Below are 21726 nucleotides of genomic sequence, written 5' to 3'. Positions count from 1 at the left end.
AGACCCGACGCAACAACCCGTCAGCTGACGGCCTTCGAGGCGCTTCAGGTTGCGCCAACTGCTCCGTGGTCGAGAGAGCGGTCAAAAATCGAGATGCCCTACAATCTTGCCGCAACCGGAGTGACAGGGCGGGCATGGCCCCAGCTCGACACGGCGGCACTTAGCGTCAAACGCATCAGGCGGGCCACGGACCTGCCCATCATCACCGGGTTTGGGGTTCGCACGCCCGAACACGCCGCCGCGATTGGTAAAATCTGCGATGGCGTTGTGGTGGGTTCGTTGTTTTCCGAAGCCATTGAAGTCGCGCATGAGCGTCAACTGCTTACCAGCTTGCCGACAACTGTTGAGGCGCTCGCTTCCGGAATTAGAGCGGCCATACAGATTCGCCCTCTATGCACAGAATGGTAGGAGTAACGCTTCGGTTCATCTGACGGCAACCGAATTCAAAATCCCATATTTTCTGAGCAACACCCCGTGGCCACGGGATCAGATTAGCGTCGCCGAGCAATTGGTCTGGATGTGATCGGATAATTGGATGGTATTTTCAGTCCATTATACTGATAGAACGTGAGTCTGCAATAAACCGTGCCGTTTTCGGGAGAATATTAAAATGTCGCTCGAAGTCATCGGTCCCACTCTAACTCCCGCGTCAGCGGGCGGATTTTCCGAAAGACTGACAGGGCTTGGCACAGCCATACTATCCTTGGGCGGTTGGCCTCAGAGTATGGCAACTCGGCAATATCAAAATGCCGGGGCCTAAGCATGCGACGCCGGCGACAACATCGGCCAGCAGACGCCCCGTTGTCACTTTTCGGCGTGCGCATCCCGATGATCGCGCTGATCCAGACCTTGGCCGTCGCCGAGCACCTCAGCTTCCATCGCGCCGCACAGGCGCTCGGCACAAGCCAGTCCAGTGTCAGCGCCCGCATCAAGGCGCTGGAGGCAGACCTTGGCGTGGTGCTCTTCGAACGCAACACGCGCGGCGTCCGGCTGACTAGAGCCGGACACCGTTTTGTCGATCAGGTTCGCGATGCCTTAGGCATCATCGATCACGCGATCATGACAGCCGGGATGCAGGCACGCGGCGAGGACGGCGACCTTCGCATCGGGGTTCATGCTTTAACATCGGACTCCATTCTCGATCGTTTGTTCCGCCGGTTCTACGATGAGCATCCAGGTATCCGCCTACACATAACCGAAAGCACAGCGCGCGAGGCGCAGCTTATGTTGCGTGATGGCCGGCTAGACCTCGCCTTCATGGCCTGCACTCATGAAATCCCTGACCTCCATTCCCGCGTCATCTGGCGTGACCGCCTGATGGTGGCGCTATCGGTGAGGCACCGGTTGGCAGCCCAACAAGATGTCGAATGGCGACAACTTGCAGAGGAGACATTCCTCGTCCGCCACGGCGGCACAGGCCCCCAGGTTCAGGGCCTGATCCTACTGCGCTCAGCCGGAAAATGGCTTATGCCGCCGCTTCAACGCGTCGACGTCGGGCGCACGGCACTCTTGTCAATGATTGCAGCCGGGCATGGCATTTCGCTGTTTGTCGAGGAAGGGACAGCAGGCAGCGCAGCGAATGTTATCTTTCTACCGATCAGCGACGAACCCGAAACTATCGCCTTTTCCGCAGTCTGGTCGCCACAAAACCGCGATCCCTCGCTGACTAAACTGCTGGCTTTAGCGTCGAAATTGAGCAGCCCACGGTCAAAACCTGATTCGCGGTAAACCATCCCGAACAGTGCCGCAATAGTGCCGCTACGACCCATCCTATTTGCCGCCGATAGTATCCGGCGACCCTACCTCAACACTTTTACTGTTGCCGCATCCTTAATTGCCCATTCTCTGATCGGCTCCATCAATTGTTCCGGTCGGAGTCACGATGCGCGGAGGTCGAATACTTTGGGGGCAAATAGCCGTCGTCTTCACCATTGTCATGACGATGACATGGGCCGCGACGCAGTGGGTGGCGTTCCGGCTCGGCTTTCAGCCCCAGCTCGGAAACCCCTGGTTCGATCTGGCCGGTTGGCCATTATATCATCCGCCCGCCTTCTTCTGGTGGTGGTTCTCCTTCGACGCCTATGCGCCCACCATCTTCATGGAGGGCGCGGCCATCGCCACGTCGGGCGGCATCCTCGCCATTGCTGCCGCCATCCTCATGTCGATCATCCGGGCGCGCGAAGCTCGCGGCGTCGCCACTTACGGTTCGGCACGATGGGCCGAGGACAAGGAAATCCGCAGCGCGGGACTACTCGGCCCCGATGGCGTCCTGCTCGGTCGATACGAACGCGACTATCTGCGCCATGACGGGCCAGAACACGTCCTATGCTTCGCTCCCACGAGGTCTGGTAAGGGCGTCGGCCTTGTAGTGCCGACGCTACTGACCTGGCCAGGAAGCTGCATCGTCCACGACATCAAGGGTGAGAACTGGACCCTGACAGCGGGCTTCCGTTCTCGGCACGGTCGCGTCCTGCTGTTCGATCCGACCAATGCGAAGTCCTCCGCCTATAACCCGCTGCTGGAGGTGCGCCAGGGCGAATGGGAAGTCCGCGACGTGCAGAATATCGCGGACATATTGGTCGATCCCGAAGGCAGTCTCGATAAGCGCAACCATTGGGAAAAAACCAGCCACAGCCTGCTTGTCGGGGCGATCCTGCACGTCCTCTATGCCGAGAAGGATAAAACCCTGTCCGGCGTCGCCAACTTCCTGTCCGATCCGCGCCGTCCCGTCGAAGCGACTTTGCGCGCGATGATGGACACGCCGCATCTGGGCGAAGCCGGCGTTCATCCAGTCATCGCGTCGTCGGCCCGCGAGTTGCTGAACAAGAGCGAGAACGAGCGTTCGGGTGTGCTTTCGACCGCCATGTCGTTTCTCGGCCTCTATCGCGATCCGGTCGTGGCGCGCGTCACAGACCGCTGCGACTGGCGGATTGCCGATCTGGTCGGCAGCCGGCGGCCGGTCACGCTCTACCTTGTCGTCCCGCCGTCCGACATCAACCGGACGAAACCGTTAATCCGGCTCATCCTCAACCAGATCGGCCGCAGATTGACCGAGGAACTGACCCTTTCAGGCAAGCGCCATCGCCTACTCATGATGCTGGACGAGTTTCCGGCATTGGGCAGGTTGGATTTTTTCGAGTCCGCGCTCGCCTTCATGGCCGGCTACGGCCTCAAATCCTTCCTCATCGCCCAATCGCTCAACCAGATCGAGCGCGCCTACGGGCCGAACAATAGCATCCTCGACAACTGCCATGTGCGCGTCGCCTTTGCCACCAACGACGAGCGCACCGCCAAGCGCGTGTCGGACTCGCTCGGCACCGCGACCGAAATGCGCGATTCCACCAACTATGCCGGTCATCGTCTCGCTCCTTGGCTCGGACATCTGATGGTTTCGCGGCAGGAGACTGCGCGGCCGTTGCTGACCCCCGGCGAAATCATGCAGCTTCCGCCCGCCGACGAGATCGTCATGGTTGCAGGAACGCCGCCGATCCGGGCGAAGAAGGCCCGGTATTTCGAGGATGCGCGATTGCAGGAGCGCATCCTGCCGCCGCCGGAACTGCCATCCGTGCCGGCGACTAAGCCGGTAACCGACGACTGGACGAACCGCGTTATCGTGGCGGCGGACAGGCCAACGACGACCTCTGCCAGTGGCGCGGAGGGCGATCCCGACAATGCCGGCATCCGCCGCGAGCCGGAATTGCCCGAGCATGAGGAAATCGTCCCGCAGCCGACACCGCCTGCCCAGGAGTTCGACATTCTGGACGACGAACCGGACGTGGACGCGGCCAAGTCCCGCGCACTGCGTTCGCGAATGCGGATGAGCGCCCGTCAGGCGTCGATGAACCCCGATGACGGTATAGAGCTTTGAAAGGCTGCCCATGACGACGCGCACCCGCATGAATGTCTACTTCGACCCCGCTCTGCTGAAACAGGTGGAAGCGCTGGCCTTGCGTCGCAATGTCTCGAAATCTGCAGTGATCGAGGCTGCCGTGGCATCCTTCATGTCAGGCGATACGACTGAACGGCTGGAAGCCGCCATGTCGCGCCGCCTGGACAAGCTTGGCCGTCAGTTCGACATACTGGACGAGGATATCGCCGTGCTGGGCGAAGCCCTTTCGCTATTTATACAATTCTGGCTGACCCTCACGCCGCCGCTGCCCGACAGTGCAAAACAATCTGCGCGCATCAAGGGAAACGAGCGCTTTGAGGGGTTCATGCAGGCCCTTGGCAAGCGTCTCGCTAACGGTGACAGGTTCCTCAAAGAAATATCGCACGACATGGCTGCGCTACACGACACCCCACCGGGCGGTAAAACCGAAGGTGATGGCGATAGGATCTAGGATTGCAACCCGTCCTATTCACCGCCATGCTCCGCCGATGGCCGCACGAGCGTAAACACCTGTTGAAACAGCCCAAAATCAGGTTCTTTTAATCGACCCCGATCCGGGGTCCGTCTTTTGCGCGCCCCGTCATGAACGGGGCCGCCATGACTGCATCACATCAGAAACCGGAAACGATTGCCCGTGGCGCGCGGATGCTGCGCACCGCGCTTGGGGCTTCCATCGCCGGGTTTTTGGAAGATCCCGGTGTGATCGAGGTGATGCTGAACCCGGATGGCCGTATCTGGGTGGACCGTCTGTCCGAAGGGTTGGCCGATACGGGGGAGAAGCTGTCCGCCGCCGATGGCGAACGGATCGTGCGTCTCGTCGCCCATCATGTCGGCGCGGAGGTTCATGCCCGGTCGCCGCGCGTCTCGGCAGAGCTACCCGAGACCGGCGAACGGTTCGAGGGCCTTTTGCCGCCCGTTGTCGCCGCGCCCGCCTTTGCCATCCGCAAGCCCGCCGTCGCGGTGTTCACGCTTGATGACTATGTGACCGCTGGGATCATGACCAGCCTTCAGGCGGAGGTGCTGCGTCTGAACGTCGCCACACGCGCCAACATTCTTGTGGCTGGCGGCACCTCCACCGGCAAAACCACACTGACCAATGCGCTCTTGGCTGAGGTAGCGAAGACCTCGGACCGAGTGGTCATCATTGAAGACACGCGCGAGCTGCAATGCGCCGCGCCCAATCTCGTGGCCATGCGCACGAAGGACGGCGTTGCCACGCTTTCCGATCTGGTGCGCTCCTCGCTGCGCCTGCGCCCTGATCGTATTCCGGTCGGTGAGGTCCGCGGTTCCGAAGCCCTTGATCTGCTCAAAGCCTGGGGAACAGGCCATCCCGGCGGCATCGGCACCATCCATGCCGGTTCCGGCATCGGTGCGCTGCGCCGCCTCGAACAGCTCATCCAGGAAGCCGTCATCACCGTCCCGCGCGCGCTGATCGCCGAGACCATCGACCTTGTTGCTATCCTCGCCGGACGCGGATCGTCGCGCCGGTTGGTCGAACTTGCTCGCGTCGATGGGCTGGGACCGGACGGCGACTACGTCCTTACCCCCGCTACCACCTCGAAAGGAGGTGGCATGAAAGAGGTCGCGCTCACTGGAAGAACGGATCGCTGAGATGCAGATGATTTTGGGACAGTCACGTTTTGTGCCGTTTGGCTTACCTTATTGGGGTTTGAAACGCTTCAATGAAGGAGAGCAAAACGTGACTGCACTTTATGATTACCACATCGGGGTCGATTACCACAAAGCCTATAGTCATCTGGTTGTTCAGGATTCCGCCGGGAAGACGCTACGGTCTGGCCGAGTGAAGAACGATCGGCAATCGCTTGCTTCATTTCTTGAGCGCTATCGAGACAACAGCCACGCTGTCGTAGAAGCCACGCGCAATTGGATGGTGATCTACGACTGGCTCGACGATATCTGCGACGATGTCGTGCTCGCCCATCCTTTGAAGGTGAAGGCGATCGCCGACGCGAAGATCAAGACAGACAAGATCGACGCAACCGTTCTTGCCCATCTTCTCCGCGCTGATCTGGTTCCAGAAGCTTATGCGCCGTCGGATAGGGCCCGGGAGCTACGCCTCGCGCTGCGTGAACGGATGTTTTACGTGCGGCTTCGCACGATGGTGAAGAACCGGATCGTGACAGCATTCGACCGTTATCCGGAGCAAACGGCGCAGTTGAAGAAGCTGGGCGACCTGTTTGGCAAAGTTGGGCGACAGCAGCTTGCCACGCTGGATGTGTCGGAAATCGACCGTGTTCAGATTGATCGGAGCCTGGCATTCATCGGCGACATCAACGAACGGATCAAACAGGCGGAAACCACGATCCGGGCGATGACGAAGACCAACGCAAATGTGAAGCTACTGAAGACCATCCCCGGTATCGGAGAGTTCTTCGCCAGACTGATCGATGCCGAGATTGATGACATTGGCCGTTTCCGCAATCCAAAGAAGCTGGCCGCCTATGCCGGTCTCGTTCCTTCGACCTATTCGTCGGGCGGCAAGACATATCACGGCAGGATCATCAAACAGGGCAACAAGTGGTTGCGCTGGGCTTTTGTCGAGGCTGTTCAGCCAGCCGTCGCGACCGACCCGCACCTTCGCGCCCAGTATGAGCATCTGAAATTGAGAGGAACCAACAAGGCGCGCGTTGCAATAGCACGCAAGCTTTTGACGATTGCCTTCCAGATCCTGCGTGATCAGCGCCCCTACGAGCGGCGCGACGCCAACGCAGAGGAAGGCGCATCGTCCACGATATCCCGGCTGTCCTGATGACTGGCTAGCGAGCCCGGCAGGTCTGGGCTGCGCTCTTAAAGGAGAATGGGAAGCCGGGAGCCGAACGCCACTCTGTGACCGAAGCCGGAAGAGAAACGGCATCAGGGGCACGAATTGGAGAATGGTTCAGAACCGAAGGGCGGCGAATATCTGTCCTTCGACGGGAAAGATTTACCGATCGGACCAAGTGCCGATCAAAACGCAACAGAACCCAGGGAAAAGCCACGCAAATCATGCGTTTTTGCCCTTGAGTTCTTTCATTGGAGATCCTTCATGATCCGCACGATTTCGCGCGGCTGCCGCATCATGGCAACCGCCGCTGCCACTGTTTCCATCAGTCTGATGCTGGCGCCCGCCGCTCATGCCTCCGGCTCGTCCATGCCGTGGGAGGCGCCGCTTCAATCGATCCTTCAGTCGATCGAGGGGCCGGTTGCCAAGATCATTGCGGTGATCGTCATCATCGCTACCGGGCTGGCGCTCGCGTTCGGCGATACCTCGGGCGGTTTCCGCCGTCTGATCCAGATCGTCTTCGGCCTTAGCATCGCCTTCGCAGCAAGTTCGTTCTTCCTGTCGTTCTTCTCGTTCGGCGGCGGGGCGCTCATCTGATGGCGGGCGGCCTCGAACAGCTCGACGCGGTGCCGGGATTTTCGATCCCGGTTCACCGGGCGCTGACCGAGCATATCCTGCTCGGCGGCGCTCCGCGTTCAATCGCCATTGTGAACGGCACGCTGGCCGGGGCCGTCGGCCTTGGCCTTCGTCTCTGGCTGGTTGGCATCGCCATCTGGGCCATCGGACACTTCCTCGCGGTATGGGCCGCCAAACGCGATCCGCTCTTCGTCGAGGTTGGACGCCGGCATCTGCGCATCCCCGGTCATCTGTCGGTGTGAGGGCGAGAGTATGATGAACCTCACCGAATATCGCCGCACCGCTGCTCGGCTTTCCGACTATCTGCCATGGGCAGCCTTGGTCGGTCCCGGCATTGTGCTGAACAAGGATGGCAGTTTCCAGAGGACCGCGAAGTTTCGTGGGCCGGATCTGGATTCTGCTGTCGCCGCCGAACTGGTTGCGGTTGCCGGTCGCATCAACAACGCCGTGCGCCGTCTTGGCTCCGGCTGGTCGCTCTTCGTCGAGGCACAACGCTCGGAGGCCGCGACCTATCCCGACAGCCGTTTTCCAGATGCGGCTTCTGCACTGGTCGATGCCGAGCGCAAGGCCGGGTTCGAGGAAGCGGGCACGCATTTCGTGTCGGGTTATTTCCTGACCTTCCTCTGGCTGCCGCCCGCGGAAGACGCCGCCCGTGCCGAGACCTGGCTCTATGAGGGCCGCGAACAATCCGGCGTCAATCCGCATGAACTGATGCGCGGCTTCATCGACCGCACCGACCGCGTGTTGGCGCTGCTTGACGGCTTCATGCCGGAATGCCGCTGGCTGGATGATGCTGGCACGCTGACCTATCTTCATTCGGCTATTTCCACGAACCGTCATCGCGTCCGCGTGCCCGAAGTGCCGATGCACCTCGATGCGCTGCTGGCCGACCAACCGCTAACCGGTGGACTGGAACCGCACCTGGGCAATCAGCATCTGCGCGTCCTGACCATCATTGGCTTCCCGACAGCAACCACGCCTGGCCTGCTCGACGAGATGAACCGGCTCGCGTTCCCGTATCGCTGGTCAACCCGCGCCATCCTGATGGACAAGACGGACGCGACGAAGCTGCTGACCAAAATCCGCCGCCAGTGGTTTGCCAAGCGCAAATCCATCGCCGCGATCCTCAAGGAAGTGATGACCAACGAACAATCGGCGCTGTTGGACACGGATGCGTCCAACAAGGCGCTCGATGCCGATATGGCCTTGCAGGAGCTGGGCGCTGACGTCGCGGGAATGGCCTATGTCACAGCGACCGTCACCGTCTGGGACATTGATCCGCAGATCGCCGACGAGAAGCTGCGTCTGGTCGAGAAGATCATTCAAGGCCGTGACTTCACGGCCATGCCCGAAACCGTCAATGCCGTCGATGCCTGGCTCGGCTCGATCCCCGGACATGCCTACGCCAATGTCCGTCAGCCACCGATTTCGACGCTTAACCTTGCCCACATGATCCCGCTATCGGCCGTGTGGGCGGGGCCGGAACGGAACGAACACCTCGGAGCGCCCCCCTTGCTGTATGGCAAGACCGAAGGTTCGACGCCGTTCCGGCTTTCCCTTCATGTCGGCGATGTCGGCCATACCCTCGTCGTCGGCCCGACCGGCGCAGGCAAGTCCGTGCTGCTGGCGCTGATGGCGCTGCAATTCCGCCGCTATGAACGCAGCCAGATCTTCGCCTTCGATTTCGGGGGATCGATCCGGGCATCCGCGCTGGCCATGGGCGGCGACTGGCATGACCTCGGCGGCGGGTTGACCGAGGGATCGGAGGTTTCCGTCTCCCTGCAACCGCTCGCGCGCATCGATGATGCTTATGAGCGGTCATGGGCCGCTGACTGGATCGCTGCAATCCTGATGCGTGAAAGCATGACCATCACGCCGGAGGTGAAGGAGCATATCTGGACGGCGCTGACCTCGCTGGCATCGGCACCCGTCAGCGAGCGCACCATCACCGGCCTTGCGGTCCTACTGCAATCCAATGACCTGAAGCAGGCGCTGCGGCCCTATTGCATCGGCGGCGCCTATGGCCGGTTGCTCGACGCCGAGGCCGAACATCTCGGCCACGCCGATGTGCAAGCCTTCGAGATCGAGGGCCTGGTGGGCACGGGCGCAGCGCCGGCTGTGCTGGCCTATCTGTTTCATCGGATCGGCGACCGGCTCGACGGTCGACCGACGCTACTCATCATCGACGAAGGCTGGTTGGCGCTGGATGACGAAGGGTTCGCCAACCAACTCCGCGAATGGCTGAAGACGCTCAGGAAGAAGAACGCCAGCGTCATCTTCGCCACGCAGTCACTCTCGGACATTGACGGCAGCAATATCGCGCCGGCCATCATCGAAAGCTGCCCAACGCGGCTGCTCCTGCCGAACGAACGGGCCATCGAGCCGCAGATCACTGCGATCTATCGACGTTTTGGTCTCAATGACCGGCAGATCGAGATCCTCGCACGGGCGACACCCAAGCGGGACTATTACTGCCAGTCACGTCGCGGCAATCGCCTATTCGAGCTGGGCCTTTCCGAAGTCGGGCTCGCGCTCTGCGCTGCATCATCCAAAACTGATCAGACCCCCATCGCCGATCTTGTCGCCGAGCATGGGCAGGAGGGCTTCCTCGCCGCCTGGCTGCGCGATCGCGGCGTCGAATGGGCGGCCGAGCTGATCCCCGATCTCACCAATCTTGTCGAACGGCCCGAACCCGCTCAGCCGAACAGGCCAGCTTCAATTCACCCCGACGACATCCAGTAAGAGGAGACCTTGTCATGATCCGTATCCCCATTTCGCGTTTTGCCAATGCATCCATGTTGGCGCTGACCCTCGCCATGCCGGCCGTACTATCGCCAATCCTGACAAATCCGGCTCACGCCTTTGGCTTCGGCCGCATCGTCTATGATCCGACAAACTATGCCCAGAACCTGCTTACCGCTGCGCGCACGCTGGAGCAGATCAACAACCAGATCACCTCGCTTCAGAACGAAGCGCAGATGCTCATCAATCAGGCGCGCAATCTGACTAGCCTGCCATATTCCTCGCTCCAGACCTTGCAGCAGAATATGCAGCGCACGCAGCAGCTCCTGAGCCAGGCCCAAAACATCGCCTTCGACGTGCAGAACGTCGATCAGATCTTCCAGACCCAATACGGCAATGTCTCACTGTCGGCCACCGACACCCAGCTTGTCGAAGATGCCCGTTCGCGCTGGCAAAATACTGTCGGCGGCTTGCAAGACGCCATGCGTGTGCAGGCCGGCGTAGTGGGCAATATCGATGCCAACCGCGCCGAGATGTCCGCCCTTGTCGACCAGAGCCAGAATGCCACTGGCGCATTGCAGGCCACGCAGGCGGGCAATCAGCTTCTCGCCCTCCAGTCGCAGCAGCTTTCCGACCTGATCGCGCTGATGTCGGCCAATGGCCGGTCCGAGGCACTGATCGAGGCCGAGCGTGCCACCGCCGCCGAACAGGGCCGCGTCCAGCGCGAGCGCTTCCTGACGCCGGGATCGGGCTACCAGCCCGGCAATGCCCGAATGTTCGGCAACGGCAACAACTGACCGGACAGGAGGGGCGCGACATGGACGGCAAGATGCTGGCACGACTGGGCGCGATCATATTCGTGGCTATCGCCATCACCGCCACGGTGATCGAAATGACCCGCGAGAATGAACCGGCGCAGAACCGCACGGCTCCATCGCTTCAGCCCTCTGCCGATCCGCTGCGCCAGAGACTGCGCCGTTGCCAGCAGTTAGGCGAGGCCGCCGTGAACGATCCCGGCTGCCTCGCCTCCTGGGCCGAGAACCGCGATCGGTTTCTCGGCCGGACGCCGGTGCCCGCCGCCCCGCATCAGAACGGGGGAGAGTGAACCATGGGCGGCACCGGCGTCATCGACAATTTCCTGGGTGTATTCACCAGCTATATCGACAGTGGCTTCGGTCTGCTTGGAGGTGAAGTCGCCTTCATCGCCACCACACTGATCGTCATCGATGTGACGCTGGCGGCGCTGTTCTGGAGTTGGGGCGCGGACGACGACATCATCGCCCGGCTGGTCAAGAAGACGCTGTTCGTTGGCGTCTTCGCCTATCTGATCGGCAACTGGAACAATCTCGCGCAGATCATCTTCGACAGCTTCGCCGGTCTGGGCCTGAAAGGGTCGGGCACCAGCTTTTCTGCTGCCGATCTGCTGCGTCCCGGCAAGGTGGCGCAGACCGGCCTCGATGCCGGTCGGCCGCTGCTCGAATCCATATCCGACATGATGGGCTATTGGTCCTTCTTCGAGAACTTCATCCAGATCGCCTGCCTGATGTTCGCATGGGCTCTGGTGCTGCTCGCCTTCTTCATTCTCGCAGTGCAGCTCTTCGTCACCCTGATCGAGTTCAAGCTGACGACACTCGCAGGCTTCGTGCTGATCCCCTTCGGCCTCTTCGGCAAGACCGCCTTCATGGCTGAGCGGGTGCTGGGCAATGTCGTTTCCTCTGGAATCAAGGTTCTGGTGCTGGCCGTTATCGTCGGCATCGGCTCAACCCTGTTCTCGCAGTTCACGGCGGGCTTCGGCGGCGCAACACCGACCATCGACGATGCCATGGCGATCGTGCTGGCGGCCCTTTCCCTTCTCGGCCTCGGAATATTCGGTCCCGGCATCGCTTCTGGTCTGGTTTCCGGCGGGCCGCAGCTTGGCGCAGGTGCTGCCGTTGGAACCGGCCTTGCCGCAGGCGGCATGATACTTGCCGGTGGTGCCGCCGTAGGCATGGCCGCGAAGGGAGGAGCAGCAGCGCTCTCTGGTGGAGCCGCTGCCGTGCGGGGTGGTGCTGCCGCCGCAGGTGCGGCGAGCGCCGCCTACAGTGTCGGTTCGCTTGGCCAATTCGGCGCTGCCAGTGTTGCCTCCGGTCTGGGTGGTGTTGCCCGTGCCGCAGGTTCCGCCGCCGCATCGCCCCTGAAACGTGCTGCCTCGAAGGCATCGGAGGACGTCAAATCCAGCTTTTCCGATGGAGCGCGTGCCGCTTTCGGCGTCAGCGGCGGCTCTTCGACGGCTGGGACAGCCGGAGGCGCCAGCGAGGCTGCAAGCGCTGCCCCGTCACCCGCCGCGCAGGCTGGCGGCTCTCCGGAATGGGCAAAGCAGATGCAGCGCAAACAGACACTCAACCACGGCACGTCGATGGCCGCCCATGCCGTGCGCTCCGGCGACAGCCATGGCGGCGGCTCCTCCATCAATCTTTCCGAAAGTGACCGCTCATGAACATCTTCAAACGTCCATCCGCCCATTACGGCAAATCGCCCGAGCCTGAGACGCCCTATCAGAAGGCTGCCCAGGCCTGGGACGAGCGCATCGGTTCGGCTCGCGTGCAGGCAAAGAACTGGCGCATCATGGCCTTCAGCTCGCTGATCCTCTCTGCCGGTTTCGCCTCGGCCCTTGTCTGGCAATCGGCGCGTGGGACGGTCGTGCCCTGGGTGGTGCAGGTCGATAATCTCGGCCAGTCGCAGGCCGTTGCGCCCGCCGTGGCTGACTATCGCCCGACCGATCCCCAGATCGCATTCCATCTCGGCCGCTTCATCGAGCAGACGCGCTCGATCCCGTCCGACGCCATCATCGTGCGGCAGAACTGGCTGCGCGCCTATGAGTTCACCACGGATCGGGGTGCGGCAACCCTCAATGATTATGCTCGCGCCAATGACCCGTTCACCAAGGTCGGGCGTCAGCAGATCGCGGTCGAGGTGTCGTCGGTGATCCGCGCCTCGAATGACAGCTTCCGTGTCGCCTGGACGGAGCGCCATTACGAAAACGGCCAGCTCTCCACGACCGAACGCTGGACGGCAATCTTGACCATCGTGATCCAGACGCCGCGCGATGCTGAACGCCTGCGCGCCAATCCGCTCGGCATCTACGTCAATGCAATTTCATGGTCGCGGGAGATGAGCCAATGACCCGCACAATGGTTCTTATTTCGGGCTTGCCGGTTTTCCGTAAACCCGCTTTGGCGGCTTTGTTGCTGTCCGCCACCATCCTGGCCGGTTGCGCAACCAACCGCACCCCGCAGTTCAGCTATGATGACGATGTGCCGTCGCTTCCTGTCGTACCGGCAGCCGTTCCCGATGACCGGCCCCGGCCTTTGCACACACCCCCGGCATGGACTGTGGCGCGCGGCGGGACCGTTGCCGCGACGCCGACTGGCCGCGTCGAGAATGCTAATGCCGCCGCCCGTGTCGAACCGCGGCGTGAAGGCTACTACAACGCGATCCAGATCTACCCCTGGTCGGAAGGTGCGCTCTATCAGGTCTATGCCGCCCCGGGGCAGATCACGACAATCGCGCTGGAACCCGGCGAAAGCCTGACCGGCGCGGGGCCGATTGCGGCAGGCGATACGGCCCGATGGATCATTGGTGATACCGAAAGCGGATCGGGTACAAGCCGCCGCGTCCATATCCTCGTCAAACCCACCCGTGAGGATATTTCCACCAATCTTGTCATCAGTACGGATCGCCGCGTCTATCTCATTGAACTTCGCGCCCGCGCGGCGCTCTATATGCCCGCGGTGGCCTGGGCCTATCCCGCGCTACCTGCCGGTCAGCGCGTCACCGTCCCGGCAGCTCCCATCATCCCTGCCGAGACGGCCCGCAACTATCGTTATGGACTGACCGGAGACAGGCCACCATGGCGGCCGATTTCCGTCTTTGACGATGGGCGCCGTGTCTATGTCGTCTTCCCGCGTGGCATCGTGCAGGGCGAGATGCCGCCGATCTTCGTCATAGGTCCGAACCGCGAAACGCAGATCGTCAACAGCCGCATTCACCAGAACATCCTGATCGTGGATCGCATGTTCGGGGCTGCCGAGTTGCGCCTTGGCAGCGGCGATCGCCAGCAGACCGTCAGGATTGTCCGCGTTGAACAAAGGCAGGCGACCCAGTCCGCAAACACCGGGGAGAAGCCGTCATGAGCCAAGAGACGACCACCAACGCGCCTCCTATGCGTCTGCGCGCCGAGCCGCCGCGCGTCACCCGCCTGTCACGCAAGATGCTGGCCGGTGTGGGCGCCGTCGCGCTCCTCGGCATTGGCGGCGCATTGATCTATGCGCTCCAGACCCGCGACATGAGTGGAAATGGCGAGGAACTCTATTCGACCGAGAACCGCCCCACAGCGGACGGATTGTCCCGTCTGCCGCGCGATTATACCGGCCCCGTCCTGGGACCAGCTTTACCGGGAGACCTCGGCGGCCCGATCCTCGACGCCCAGAACAGGGGGCAGTCCGTTACGCCGCCCGCTATGGCTGCGCCCGCCCGTGATCCTGCCGAGGAACGCCGTCTCGCCGAGGAAGAAGCCGCACGTCTTAGCACCGTGTTCTTCCAGCCGGGGCAGAGGATAACGACAACACCGGGTTCCAATATGCCGGGCCTAGCGGGGCTTGACCTTGGCGGTCAGCCCGCAACGCAGGACCGACACACAGCATTCCTGAACGGGCCGGTGGACCGTCAGACCGTCGCCATGGATCGGATCATGGCACCAGCGTCACCCTACATCCTTCAGGCAGGGGCCGTGATCCCGGCTGCTATGATTACCGGCATCCGTTCGGACCTTCCCGGCCAGATCACCGCGCAGGTCACGGAGAATGTCTATGACAGCCCGACCGGCGGCCTGCTGTTGATCCCACAGGGAACGCGGATCATCGGTCAATATGACGCCGGTGTGCAATTCGGCCAACGCCGCGTGCTGCTGGTCTGGAACCGCCTGATCCTCCCCAATGGCCGCTCCATCGTGCTGGAGCTTCAGCCTGGCGCGGACGCTTCCGGTTATGCCGGTCTGGAGGATGGCGTCGATTACCACTGGTGGGATCTGATGAAAGCGGCGGGCCTGTCCACGCTGCTCGGCATCGGCACGGAACTGGCGACCGACGACGAAGACCGCTTGATCCGCGCCATCCGCGATGGGGCACAGGACACCATCAATCAGGCCGGACAGCAGATCGTCCAGCGACAATTGCAGGTTGCCCCAACGCTGACCATCCGACCGGGTTATCCGGTCAGGGTCATCGTCACCCGAGATCTCGTACTCGAACCTTACAGGAATTGACCATGACGAAGCTGAAACTTGGACCGCTTGTTGAGGACAAACCCGTCAAAGTGACGGTGGAGCTGCCGGGCGCGCTCCACCGCGATCTGATCGCCTATGCTGAGGTGCTGGCACGCGAAAGTGGCCAGCCCGCGGCCGATCCCGTCAGGCTCATCGTGCCGATGCTGGAGCGTTTCATCGCCACAGATCGCGGGTTCGCAAAGGCTCGACGTCTGGGGAACTAATTCGCTTCGATGTCGTGCAAGGCACCATTTGCGTGTGCTTCTCGGAGCGAGGTCATATACACGAAGACTTCGCATACGGCAGATGTGCTGTTCTATTTACATGAGTAGGGTGGGAGGTTGAGGGTTCTTGGGGATAAATGTTTACGCCAACAAGACGGTGATTATCGACCACTCCCATCAGGAACTCGTGGATACCTCCATCGAAGGAAATCCGACAGAGGGCGCGATAGACGGGCTGCGGATTCAATATGTCTTCCGCCGCAAGACTACGAAGGGGCATGACCGTGACGGCAATCCGCTGGTTTACGCGCTGAAGCAAATGAATGGCTACCGTATGCAGCCAATGTACCACCAGATGCTCTACAAGCGCGCTGATGAGATCCTCGCCGTTTTCGTCGGCGATCTGGATGTCGATGCTCTCGTGGATGTCCCGTCGAGTAAACCCCTATGCCGATTGTTTGCAACGCGCGTGGCGGAGGTGTCGGGATTGCCACTCGTAGAATCGAACTTTCTGCGCAAACGGACGGTCCGTGAGGTTCTGGACGCCATTGATGCCAGCTTTCCGCAGTTCACGAAAGATCGTGATGAGAGAGCTTTCAAGGCCGAACTCGGCCAACTGAGGAGGGCGAAGCGGGACACGGATTTCCAGATGAAGGAAGTTGCCAAACCGATGCGGCGCTTTTTTCAACCGTTTACCGTAAGCGGAGAAGTCCCGGCGCTGGCAGGGCAGAGGATTGCCCTGATCGATGATCTTGTGTCATCGGGAACATCGATTATCTCTGTGGCGGAATGTCTGCGAGAGCAGGGTGCGATCGTAGAGCGCGGGGTCTGCCTGCTGAGCGACTTGAACGCGGTGCGACCGTCATCATGATTGACATTCGAGGCCTGTTACGCTATTACTCCATTCATCAAGACAGACCGTGCCTATGCCTCACGGTCTCAAAACATCAAGCACGACGACGTGCAGGTCCGAGCGGCGCCCGAGGTGGCCATCCTGTAAGGGGAAAAAGCCTCACGATCAGGCATCGGCTGATCAGGTTCAGGAAGCCGTCACGCTGCGAAGTGTGGCGGCTTTTCCTTTTTGGTCCATCTTTGTCGATGAATTCCGGGCCTCCTTGAGGCTCTTTTGGCGACCGCACGCTTGTGCGTTGCGCCCCTGTCAGAGCCGCGCTGACCTGATTAGACAGCAATTTGGAGCGAATGTCGGTATCGGTAGTTGCGNCTCCCGCAACCATCTTTACCGGCGTCGATCGCAAGTTATGATCGACGCCGGTCCCCGCAACCATCTTTACTTGCTCGGGGCGCAAGTGAAGATTAGATCCTGCCCCCGCAACCATCTTTACTTGCGACCCCGTAGCGCCCGCTGCGGGGTTTTTGCTTTGCGTGGAAATCGTAAGGATTCCAGCGAGATCGCCCTGAACGTCGATCTCCACCTTGCCGTCGACTGGGGTCAGCACGATCTGATCCACGAGCGAGCGCAGCGTGTCGGCGGCCTCGATCCGCTTCCCCTCATCTTCGTCCTGCAGAGCGTCGTAAAGCTGTTGGACCCGCTTGCGGTATTGCAGTGCCATGCTCGGGTGCAGCAGCGGTGGCGGCTCGTCGGCTTCGGCCAGGAACTGTTCCAGTTCGGTCTTTCGGGCCTCGAGCTTCTTGCTGCGTTCTTTCACCATGTCGACCGAAAGGGCGTCGCTCAGGTACAGGTCGAGGATCTTTTCCAGTTCTCGGTTGACCTTGGCCAGTTCCGCCTCGGCCGACGCGATACCCGCACGGCCTTCCATGCGCAGACGGTTCATCTCCTGCGTGAAGACCTCGCAGAAATGGGCGAAGAGCTCCGGATCGACGAGCTTGGTGCGCAGCGCATTGAGTACACGCGATTCAAGCTCGTCGCGGCGGATGTTGACCCGGTTGTTGCAGGTCCCCTTGTTGCGCGCCGTCGCACATCCGATCAGCGTCGCCGAAATCGCGGAATAGCCGCCACCACAGCAGGAACATTTGGTCAGTCCCGAGAAGAGGTATTTGGGGCGGCGGCGGGTATTGATCCGGGAGAGATCGGCCTCGCCGTTATCCTTCCGGGCGATCTTGTTCTTCTCCTGTCGCGCCTTCACCGCGTTCCAGAGATCGTCATCGAGGATGCGCAGCTCCGGCGTTTCCTGGATGACCCATTCCTCTTCCGGGTTGGGGCGGGCCTGCCGCTTGCCGGTGTTCGGATCCTTGACGAAGCGCTGGCGGTTCCAGACGATCTTGCCGACATACATCTCGTTGTTGAGGATGCCGTTGCCGCGCTTCGGGTTGCCGTTGATCGTGCTGAAACCCCAGTCTCCGCCTGACGGAGCGGGAATGCCTTCCTTGTTCAGGGCGAAGGCGATAGTCTTGGCCGATTTGCCGGCGGCATAGTCGCGGAAGATGCGGCGCACGACTTCGGCCTGGAATTCGTTGATGGTGCGATCGCCGCGGATCGGTTCGCCGTTCGCATCGAGCTTTTTGACCACATCGTAGCCATAGGCGTTTCCGCCGCCCGATTTGCCTGCCTCAACCCGGCCGCGTTGTCCGCGGCGGGTCTTGTCGGCCAGATCCTTCAGGAACAGCGCATTCATCGTGCCCTTGAGCCCGACATGCAGGTGCGTCACCTCGCCTTCCGACAGGGTGAACATCTTCACGTCCGCATAGGACATGCGCTTGAAGATGCCCGCGATGTCTTCCTGGTCGCGCGAGAGGCGGTCCATCGCCTCGGCGAGGATCAGGTCAAAGCGGCCGCCCATAGCGTCGGCCATGAGCGCCTGGATGCCCGGGCGGATCAGCGACGCGCCGGAGATCGCGTGGTCGGAATACTCCTCGACGATATGCCAACCCTGCTTCTCTGCATGGAGGCGGCACATGCGGAACTGGTCGGCGATGGAAGCGTCGCGTTGATTGTCGGAAGAATAACGGGCGTATATCGCGACTTTCAAAACTTGGCTCCCATCCGTATCAGGAGGAGCGCTTCCTCCTTTGCCGTGACATCTTCACTTCCTCTGCATAGCACTCCTGCGCCGCCTGCCTCGCCAGGATGCCGACGAGACGCAGAAGGCGAGGGTCGGGATTGCCGCGCGGCGTAAACGTCAGCTCCGGCTCGTCCAGCAGCAAGGATTCGAGCAGCGCTTCGCGCTCTCCTCCTGTCATCTTTGCCGGGTTTCCTGGGGCTCGCAAGGTCATAACTTGCAGCATTCGCCGCGAGGGAAGCATAAGCAACGGAAATTGAAGGTGAATATTCGGCGGCAATTGGCGCGGGTGAGCGTGCTATCGCGTAGCCCAGCGTGTTCTGGCGAGCCATGGCGTAGCAAAATAACCTGTCGGAATCCCTCGCTGACCCGGTCATCATTGGCCTCGCCGCCTCTCCTCATGAGGTCATTGACTGTAGGCGCAACGTTATCGTATTGTAATACGCGATACAAGGCTCTATATGCTGACCAAGGAGATTCGCCATGGCCACGACCTCTGAGCGCAAGGAATACCCGATCTCGATGCGCCTGCCCGAGGCGGATGTCGCCATGATTGATCGCGCCGCCAGCTTGCGCGGCCGCTCGCGCACCGATTTCGTGCGCGACGCCGCGGTGCGCGCGGCCGAGGAGGTCGTCATGGAACAGGGGCTGATCCGGATGAGTCCAGAGGGCTTCGCCGAATTCATGGATGTGTTGGCGCGTCCGGCCGCTCCCGTTCCGGAGATGGTAGAAGTTCTGAAGCGGCCCGCGCCATGGGAGCCCGGCTACGTGGCGAAGCGGTAAGCTCTTGCACCTTTCGGGTCCTGAACCGCTCTCTGCCGAACACGATGTGTCCGAGTTCACCTGTGGCAAGCCCACGCTTGACCACTGGCTGAAATCACGCGCCCTCTCCAATCAACAGAAGGGCTTTACCGCCGTCCTCGTCGTGCATGAGGCTAGACGCGTGGTCGGCTTCTACGGCCTTGCGCCTACCGGTGTGGTGCCTTCGGTTCTGCCGCGTTCGATCAGGACGGGGCAGCCGCCCAACCCGGTCCCCTGTATGCTGCTCGGCCAACTCGCAACCGACACCGGATGGGCAGGGCTGGGCATCGGGACCGGTCTTGTGAAGCATGCTTTCCAGCGCTGCGTTCAGGCCGCATCGCTGATCGGCGGGCGGGCCTTGCTGGTCAACGCCGTCGACGGTGAAGCCGCCGAATTCTGGAAGCGGCGCGGCTTCAAGCCGTCCAGGGATGATCCCCTGGTTCTGCTCCGCTCGATCGACGACATCGCGGCGTCGCTCGGTGAGGCTGGAAGTTGAAAGCTTGGCTGGCTCCAACCATAGCGATTCGCCTCTTCAAATTCATCTCCACCAGACCGCCAACCCCGAACTGGCCCCCAGCAGTCTTGGCCCGCAGATGAACGGGCTGGCAAAAACACGCGGCGAACAGATTCAGCAAGGTCAGGAATCGGGCGAGACGCTGACCAACGACATCAATGCTCGCGAGGCAAAATGCGGCTTTACCCAGGCCGGCAGACAGTAGGCGCCACGTTTGACTGGGCGGTTGCGGCCAACCGGTGCCTTGGGTCGTTCGGTCCTGCCCCACCACGCCAGACTTGTTCCGATGCGTTCTGGTGGTTTTGAGAAGTGGGTCGAGCGTGGCGGATTCTTCTTTCCGCCGCATCTGGCTTGTTGTCCTGGCCCTTGTTCTGTTCGAATTCACAAAGGACGGCCCGGCCGACGCGGTTGCCGCGCCGGATGCGGCGGCGCTGACAGGGGAGTGAGAACGGATCGCGACCGTTGAAGGGATGGGCCAACTGCTGGCTACCTGCCCCGCCGATATCTGGCAGACGCGCGGCAGCATTCCGCTGGTGGCGGGCACCCAAAACTGGACGGAGGAAACCTGCCCCCGTAACCCTTGAGGCGTGTGTCGAGGCCTGCGTCACCGGCGGATCTAGTGCGGCCTTTCGGCAGGTGGCGCGCACGATCGACCTGTTTGACATGCCGGATGACGATCTGGACCGGCGTAGGGCCAATGCGCTGTCCTGCGCGCGCGGATATCCATCGGGTTGTACCAATCGCGCGGCCGAGATCCGCAATGCCTCGATTCCATCCGATCCCATGGCCGGGCAATCGGAAAGGGTGCGGCAGTTCTGCACCTATCGCAGTTTCGATATCACCTGCAATTCCGACAATGCCTGGGGTTGCGCCATGCTGGGACAGGCTTTCCGGCTGGGCGAGGGAGTTGAGGCCGATCCTGATGAGGCTCGATCGAAATACCGCTTGGCCTGCGCCCTGCATCCGGGGCCAGAGCGGGAACGGACAGAATATGCGCCCTGCCGTTTTGCCCGCAACGGTTTGGCCGCCATGGGCGAGCCACTGGACGCGACTGATTAGGCCAGTCCGATCCTAGGCGGGGCCAAGAGCGCGTGACTAGTCAACAGATTGCCCGGTCAGGGGGGATGCGCCGCCAAAAAATGAGTGATCTCAGTGCCACCTCCCGGTCCTGCCGAACTCAGGTCACTGGCTGCGCCAGTGGGACTGACAGAATCAATGCCACCAGTTCCGCCTGCCTTTGCACCCCGGTCTTGGAGAAGATGTTTCGCAGATGGAAGGCGACGGTCGTACCCGAGATTGCCAACCGGTCTGCGATCTGGCTGCGGCGCAACCCTTCAGCCAGCAAACACGCGACCTGGGCTTCCATCGGCGTCAGGCCGAACAACTGGCCAAGGGTCGCAGTGTTCATAGGGGGCTTGCTGTCTGTGCCGCTCAGTATCAGCATGGCGACCGCCTCATCATGGTGCGAGTGCGCTGGCAGCGACATCCCGATAAGCACGAGCCGGCACCCATCGTCCAAGCGCAACCCCGTGGGGGCCATCCCTTTACCCGGGGCCAACCCTGCGATCAACGCGGACAGCTTCCGGCCATTTTCGCCGCTGGCGGTAATACGCCCACTCAGCGAGATTCCGGCCGCGCCCGACAAGTTTTGGGCGAGAGGGTTGGCATGGACCACGCCGCCATTGGCGTCGAGCAGCACCACGCCAAGAGCCAAGCGGTCGAGGGCGGTCAGGCCGGACCGGTCTCCCGGCATTTCGCGCAACCTTTGCATCCGGTTCAGGCGCGCTTCAACGGTGGCACGAAGCAGGTCGTAATCAATGGGCTTGGTCACATAATCGTCGGCCCCCGCCATGCGCCC

24 protein-coding genes are annotated in these 21726 nt (G+C 61.5%); 21 read left to right on the top strand and 3 right to left on the bottom strand.

The annotated features are described in order from the left end of the window. From ACDP63_RS21775 to ACDP63_RS21695, 17 genes are all read left to right on the top strand, one after another. The coding region (locus ACDP63_RS21775) for a tryptophan synthase subunit alpha (protein WP_409928636.1) at window positions 1-408 on the top strand (408 nt) is incomplete at its 5' end. Between the two features lie 393 nt (window positions 409-801). Further along, complete coding sequence (locus ACDP63_RS21770; RefSeq protein ID WP_409928635.1) at window positions 802-1728, top strand: LysR family transcriptional regulator; 927 nt, start codon at window positions 802-804, stop codon at window positions 1726-1728. A gap of 154 nt (window positions 1729-1882) precedes the next feature. Continuing rightward, window positions 1883-3868, top strand: coding sequence for a conjugal transfer protein TraG (locus ACDP63_RS21765; RefSeq protein ID WP_409928634.1), 1986 nt, complete (start codon window positions 1883-1885; stop codon window positions 3866-3868). 10 nt (window positions 3869-3878) lie between these two features. After that, entirely contained in the window at window positions 3879-4340 is a 462-nt protein-coding gene (locus ACDP63_RS21760; RefSeq protein WP_409928633.1) for a CopG family transcriptional regulator, read from the top strand. Window positions 4341-4486: 146 nt separating this feature from the next. Continuing rightward, a complete protein-coding gene (gene trbB, locus ACDP63_RS21755) occupies window positions 4487-5500 on the top strand; it encodes a P-type conjugative transfer ATPase TrbB (protein ID WP_409928632.1) in 1014 nt (337 codons plus the stop codon). Window position 5501: 1 nt separating this feature from the next. Continuing rightward, window positions 5502-6659 (top strand): IS110 family transposase, encoded by a 1158-nt coding sequence (locus tag ACDP63_RS21750; protein ID WP_276313233.1) that lies wholly within the window; start codon window positions 5502-5504, stop codon window positions 6657-6659. A gap of 276 nt (window positions 6660-6935) precedes the next feature. Further along, on the top strand, window positions 6936-7268 hold the full coding sequence (locus ACDP63_RS21745) for a TrbC/VirB2 family protein (RefSeq protein WP_009450539.1): 333 nt from the start codon (window positions 6936-6938) through the stop codon (window positions 7266-7268). Next, window positions 7268-7549: a VirB3 family type IV secretion system protein gene (locus tag ACDP63_RS21740; protein WP_140903596.1), complete on the top strand. Its 282-nt coding sequence runs from the start codon at window positions 7268-7270 to the stop codon at window positions 7547-7549. Before ACDP63_RS21745 ends, ACDP63_RS21740 begins: the two co-directional genes overlap by 1 nt. A 10-nt stretch (window positions 7550-7559) precedes the next feature. Further along, the gene (gene trbE, locus ACDP63_RS21735) at window positions 7560-10049 is read left to right on the top strand and encodes a conjugal transfer protein TrbE (RefSeq protein ID WP_409928631.1); all 2490 of its coding nucleotides are present in this window, start codon (window positions 7560-7562) and stop codon (window positions 10047-10049) included. A gap of 14 nt (window positions 10050-10063) precedes the next feature. After that, a complete protein-coding gene (gene trbJ, locus ACDP63_RS21730; protein WP_409928630.1) occupies window positions 10064-10846 on the top strand; it encodes a P-type conjugative transfer protein TrbJ in 783 nt (260 codons plus the stop codon). A gap of 20 nt (window positions 10847-10866) precedes the next feature. After that, complete coding sequence (gene trbK-alt / locus ACDP63_RS21725; RefSeq protein ID WP_183315388.1) at window positions 10867-11154, top strand: putative entry exclusion protein TrbK-alt; 288 nt, start codon at window positions 10867-10869, stop codon at window positions 11152-11154. Window positions 11155-11157: 3 nt separating this feature from the next. Next, window positions 11158-12525 (top strand): P-type conjugative transfer protein TrbL, encoded by a 1368-nt coding sequence (gene trbL / locus ACDP63_RS21720; protein WP_409928629.1) that lies wholly within the window; start codon window positions 11158-11160, stop codon window positions 12523-12525. After that, window positions 12522-13211 carry a conjugal transfer protein TrbF gene (gene trbF / locus ACDP63_RS21715; protein ID WP_409928628.1) on the top strand — a complete coding sequence of 230 codons (690 nt, stop codon included), beginning with the start codon at window positions 12522-12524 and terminating at the stop codon, window positions 13209-13211. Before trbL ends, trbF begins: the two co-directional genes overlap by 4 nt. Then, the gene (gene trbG, locus ACDP63_RS21710) at window positions 13208-14221 is read left to right on the top strand and encodes a P-type conjugative transfer protein TrbG (protein ID WP_409928627.1); all 1014 of its coding nucleotides are present in this window, start codon (window positions 13208-13210) and stop codon (window positions 14219-14221) included. Before trbF ends, trbG begins: the two co-directional genes overlap by 4 nt. Next, window positions 14218-15351 (top strand): TrbI/VirB10 family protein, encoded by a 1134-nt coding sequence (locus tag ACDP63_RS21705; RefSeq protein ID WP_409928626.1) that lies wholly within the window; start codon window positions 14218-14220, stop codon window positions 15349-15351. Before trbG ends, ACDP63_RS21705 begins: the two co-directional genes overlap by 4 nt. Window positions 15352-15353: 2 nt before the next feature. Next, entirely contained in the window at window positions 15354-15575 is a 222-nt protein-coding gene (locus ACDP63_RS21700; RefSeq protein ID WP_409928625.1) for a DUF2274 domain-containing protein, read from the top strand. Between the two features lie 187 nt (window positions 15576-15762). Then, window positions 15763-16446, top strand: coding sequence for a hypothetical protein (locus tag ACDP63_RS21695; RefSeq protein ID WP_409928624.1), 684 nt, complete (start codon window positions 15763-15765; stop codon window positions 16444-16446). Between the two features lie 76 nt (window positions 16447-16522). Here the strand turns inward: ACDP63_RS21695 and ACDP63_RS21690 are convergent, their stop codons facing one another. Then, the gene (locus ACDP63_RS21690) at window positions 16523-18523 is read right to left on the bottom strand and encodes a recombinase family protein (protein WP_409928623.1); all 2001 of its coding nucleotides are present in this window, start codon (window positions 18521-18523) and stop codon (window positions 16523-16525) included. 19 nt (window positions 18524-18542) lie between these two features. Further along, window positions 18543-18734 (bottom strand): hypothetical protein, encoded by a 192-nt coding sequence (locus ACDP63_RS21685; RefSeq protein WP_024846158.1) that lies wholly within the window; start codon window positions 18732-18734, stop codon window positions 18543-18545. 302 nt (window positions 18735-19036) lie between these two features. Here ACDP63_RS21685 and ACDP63_RS21680 point away from each other — a divergent pair, with 302 nt between their 5' ends. The 4 genes from ACDP63_RS21680 to ACDP63_RS21665 all read left to right on the top strand — a co-directional run bounded on the left by ACDP63_RS21680 (window position 19037) and on the right by ACDP63_RS21665 (window position 20927). Further along, entirely contained in the window at window positions 19037-19336 is a 300-nt protein-coding gene (locus ACDP63_RS21680) for a DUF1778 domain-containing protein (RefSeq protein WP_409928622.1), read from the top strand. A 46-nt stretch (window positions 19337-19382) separates the two neighbouring features. Further along, window positions 19383-19850, top strand: coding sequence for a GNAT family N-acetyltransferase (locus ACDP63_RS21675; RefSeq protein ID WP_271114335.1), 468 nt, complete (start codon window positions 19383-19385; stop codon window positions 19848-19850). Further along, window positions 19834-20073, top strand: coding sequence for a hypothetical protein (locus tag ACDP63_RS21670; RefSeq protein ID WP_409928621.1), 240 nt, complete (start codon window positions 19834-19836; stop codon window positions 20071-20073). The genes ACDP63_RS21675 and ACDP63_RS21670 overlap by 17 nt, the downstream gene beginning before the upstream one ends. Window positions 20074-20504: 431 nt before the next feature. Next, complete coding sequence (locus ACDP63_RS21665; RefSeq protein WP_409928620.1) at window positions 20505-20927, top strand: hypothetical protein; 423 nt, start codon at window positions 20505-20507, stop codon at window positions 20925-20927. 118 nt (window positions 20928-21045) lie between these two features. Here the strand turns inward: ACDP63_RS21665 and ACDP63_RS21660 are convergent. After that, window positions 21046-21726 (bottom strand): LuxR C-terminal-related transcriptional regulator (locus ACDP63_RS21660; RefSeq protein WP_409928619.1); only part of this gene is annotated, 681 nt, incomplete at its 5' end.

The organism is Paracoccus sp. P2 (assembly GCF_046335115.1).
GTDB classification, from domain to species: Bacteria; Pseudomonadota; Alphaproteobacteria; order Rhodobacterales; family Rhodobacteraceae; genus Paracoccus; species Paracoccus pantotrophus.
The sequence above is the reverse complement of the archived record's forward strand: the minus strand, read 5'-3'. Positions and strand labels throughout refer to the sequence as shown.

Coding starts and splice junctions, on each gene's coding strand:
- ACDP63_RS21740 (WP_140903596.1), top strand. CDS start 7,268: ATGGCGGGCGGCCTCGAACAGCTCGACGCGGTGCCGGGATTTTCGATC.
- trbE (WP_409928631.1), top strand. CDS start 7,560: ATGATGAACCTCACCGAATATCGCCGCACCGCTGCTCGGCTTTCCGAC.
- ACDP63_RS21745 (WP_009450539.1), top strand. CDS start 6,936: ATGATCCGCACGATTTCGCGCGGCTGCCGCATCATGGCAACCGCCGCT.
- ACDP63_RS21680 (WP_409928622.1), top strand. CDS start 19,037: ATGGCCACGACCTCTGAGCGCAAGGAATACCCGATCTCGATGCGCCTG.
- trbK-alt (WP_183315388.1), top strand. CDS start 10,867: ATGGACGGCAAGATGCTGGCACGACTGGGCGCGATCATATTCGTGGCT.
- ACDP63_RS21700 (WP_409928625.1), top strand. CDS start 15,354: ATGACGAAGCTGAAACTTGGACCGCTTGTTGAGGACAAACCCGTCAAA.
- trbJ (WP_409928630.1), top strand. CDS start 10,064: ATGATCCGTATCCCCATTTCGCGTTTTGCCAATGCATCCATGTTGGCG.
- trbG (WP_409928627.1), top strand. CDS start 13,208: ATGACCCGCACAATGGTTCTTATTTCGGGCTTGCCGGTTTTCCGTAAA.
- ACDP63_RS21760 (WP_409928633.1), top strand. CDS start 3,879: ATGACGACGCGCACCCGCATGAATGTCTACTTCGACCCCGCTCTGCTG.
- ACDP63_RS21705 (WP_409928626.1), top strand. CDS start 14,218: ATGAGCCAAGAGACGACCACCAACGCGCCTCCTATGCGTCTGCGCGCC.
- ACDP63_RS21685 (WP_024846158.1), bottom strand. CDS start 18,734: ATGACAGGAGGAGAGCGCGAAGCGCTGCTCGAATCCTTGCTGCTGGAC.
- trbB (WP_409928632.1), top strand. CDS start 4,487: ATGACTGCATCACATCAGAAACCGGAAACGATTGCCCGTGGCGCGCGG.
- trbL (WP_409928629.1), top strand. CDS start 11,158: ATGGGCGGCACCGGCGTCATCGACAATTTCCTGGGTGTATTCACCAGC.
- ACDP63_RS21765 (WP_409928634.1), top strand. CDS start 1,883: ATGCGCGGAGGTCGAATACTTTGGGGGCAAATAGCCGTCGTCTTCACC.
- ACDP63_RS21750 (WP_276313233.1), top strand. CDS start 5,502: ATGCAGATGATTTTGGGACAGTCACGTTTTGTGCCGTTTGGCTTACCT.
- trbF (WP_409928628.1), top strand. CDS start 12,522: ATGAACATCTTCAAACGTCCATCCGCCCATTACGGCAAATCGCCCGAG.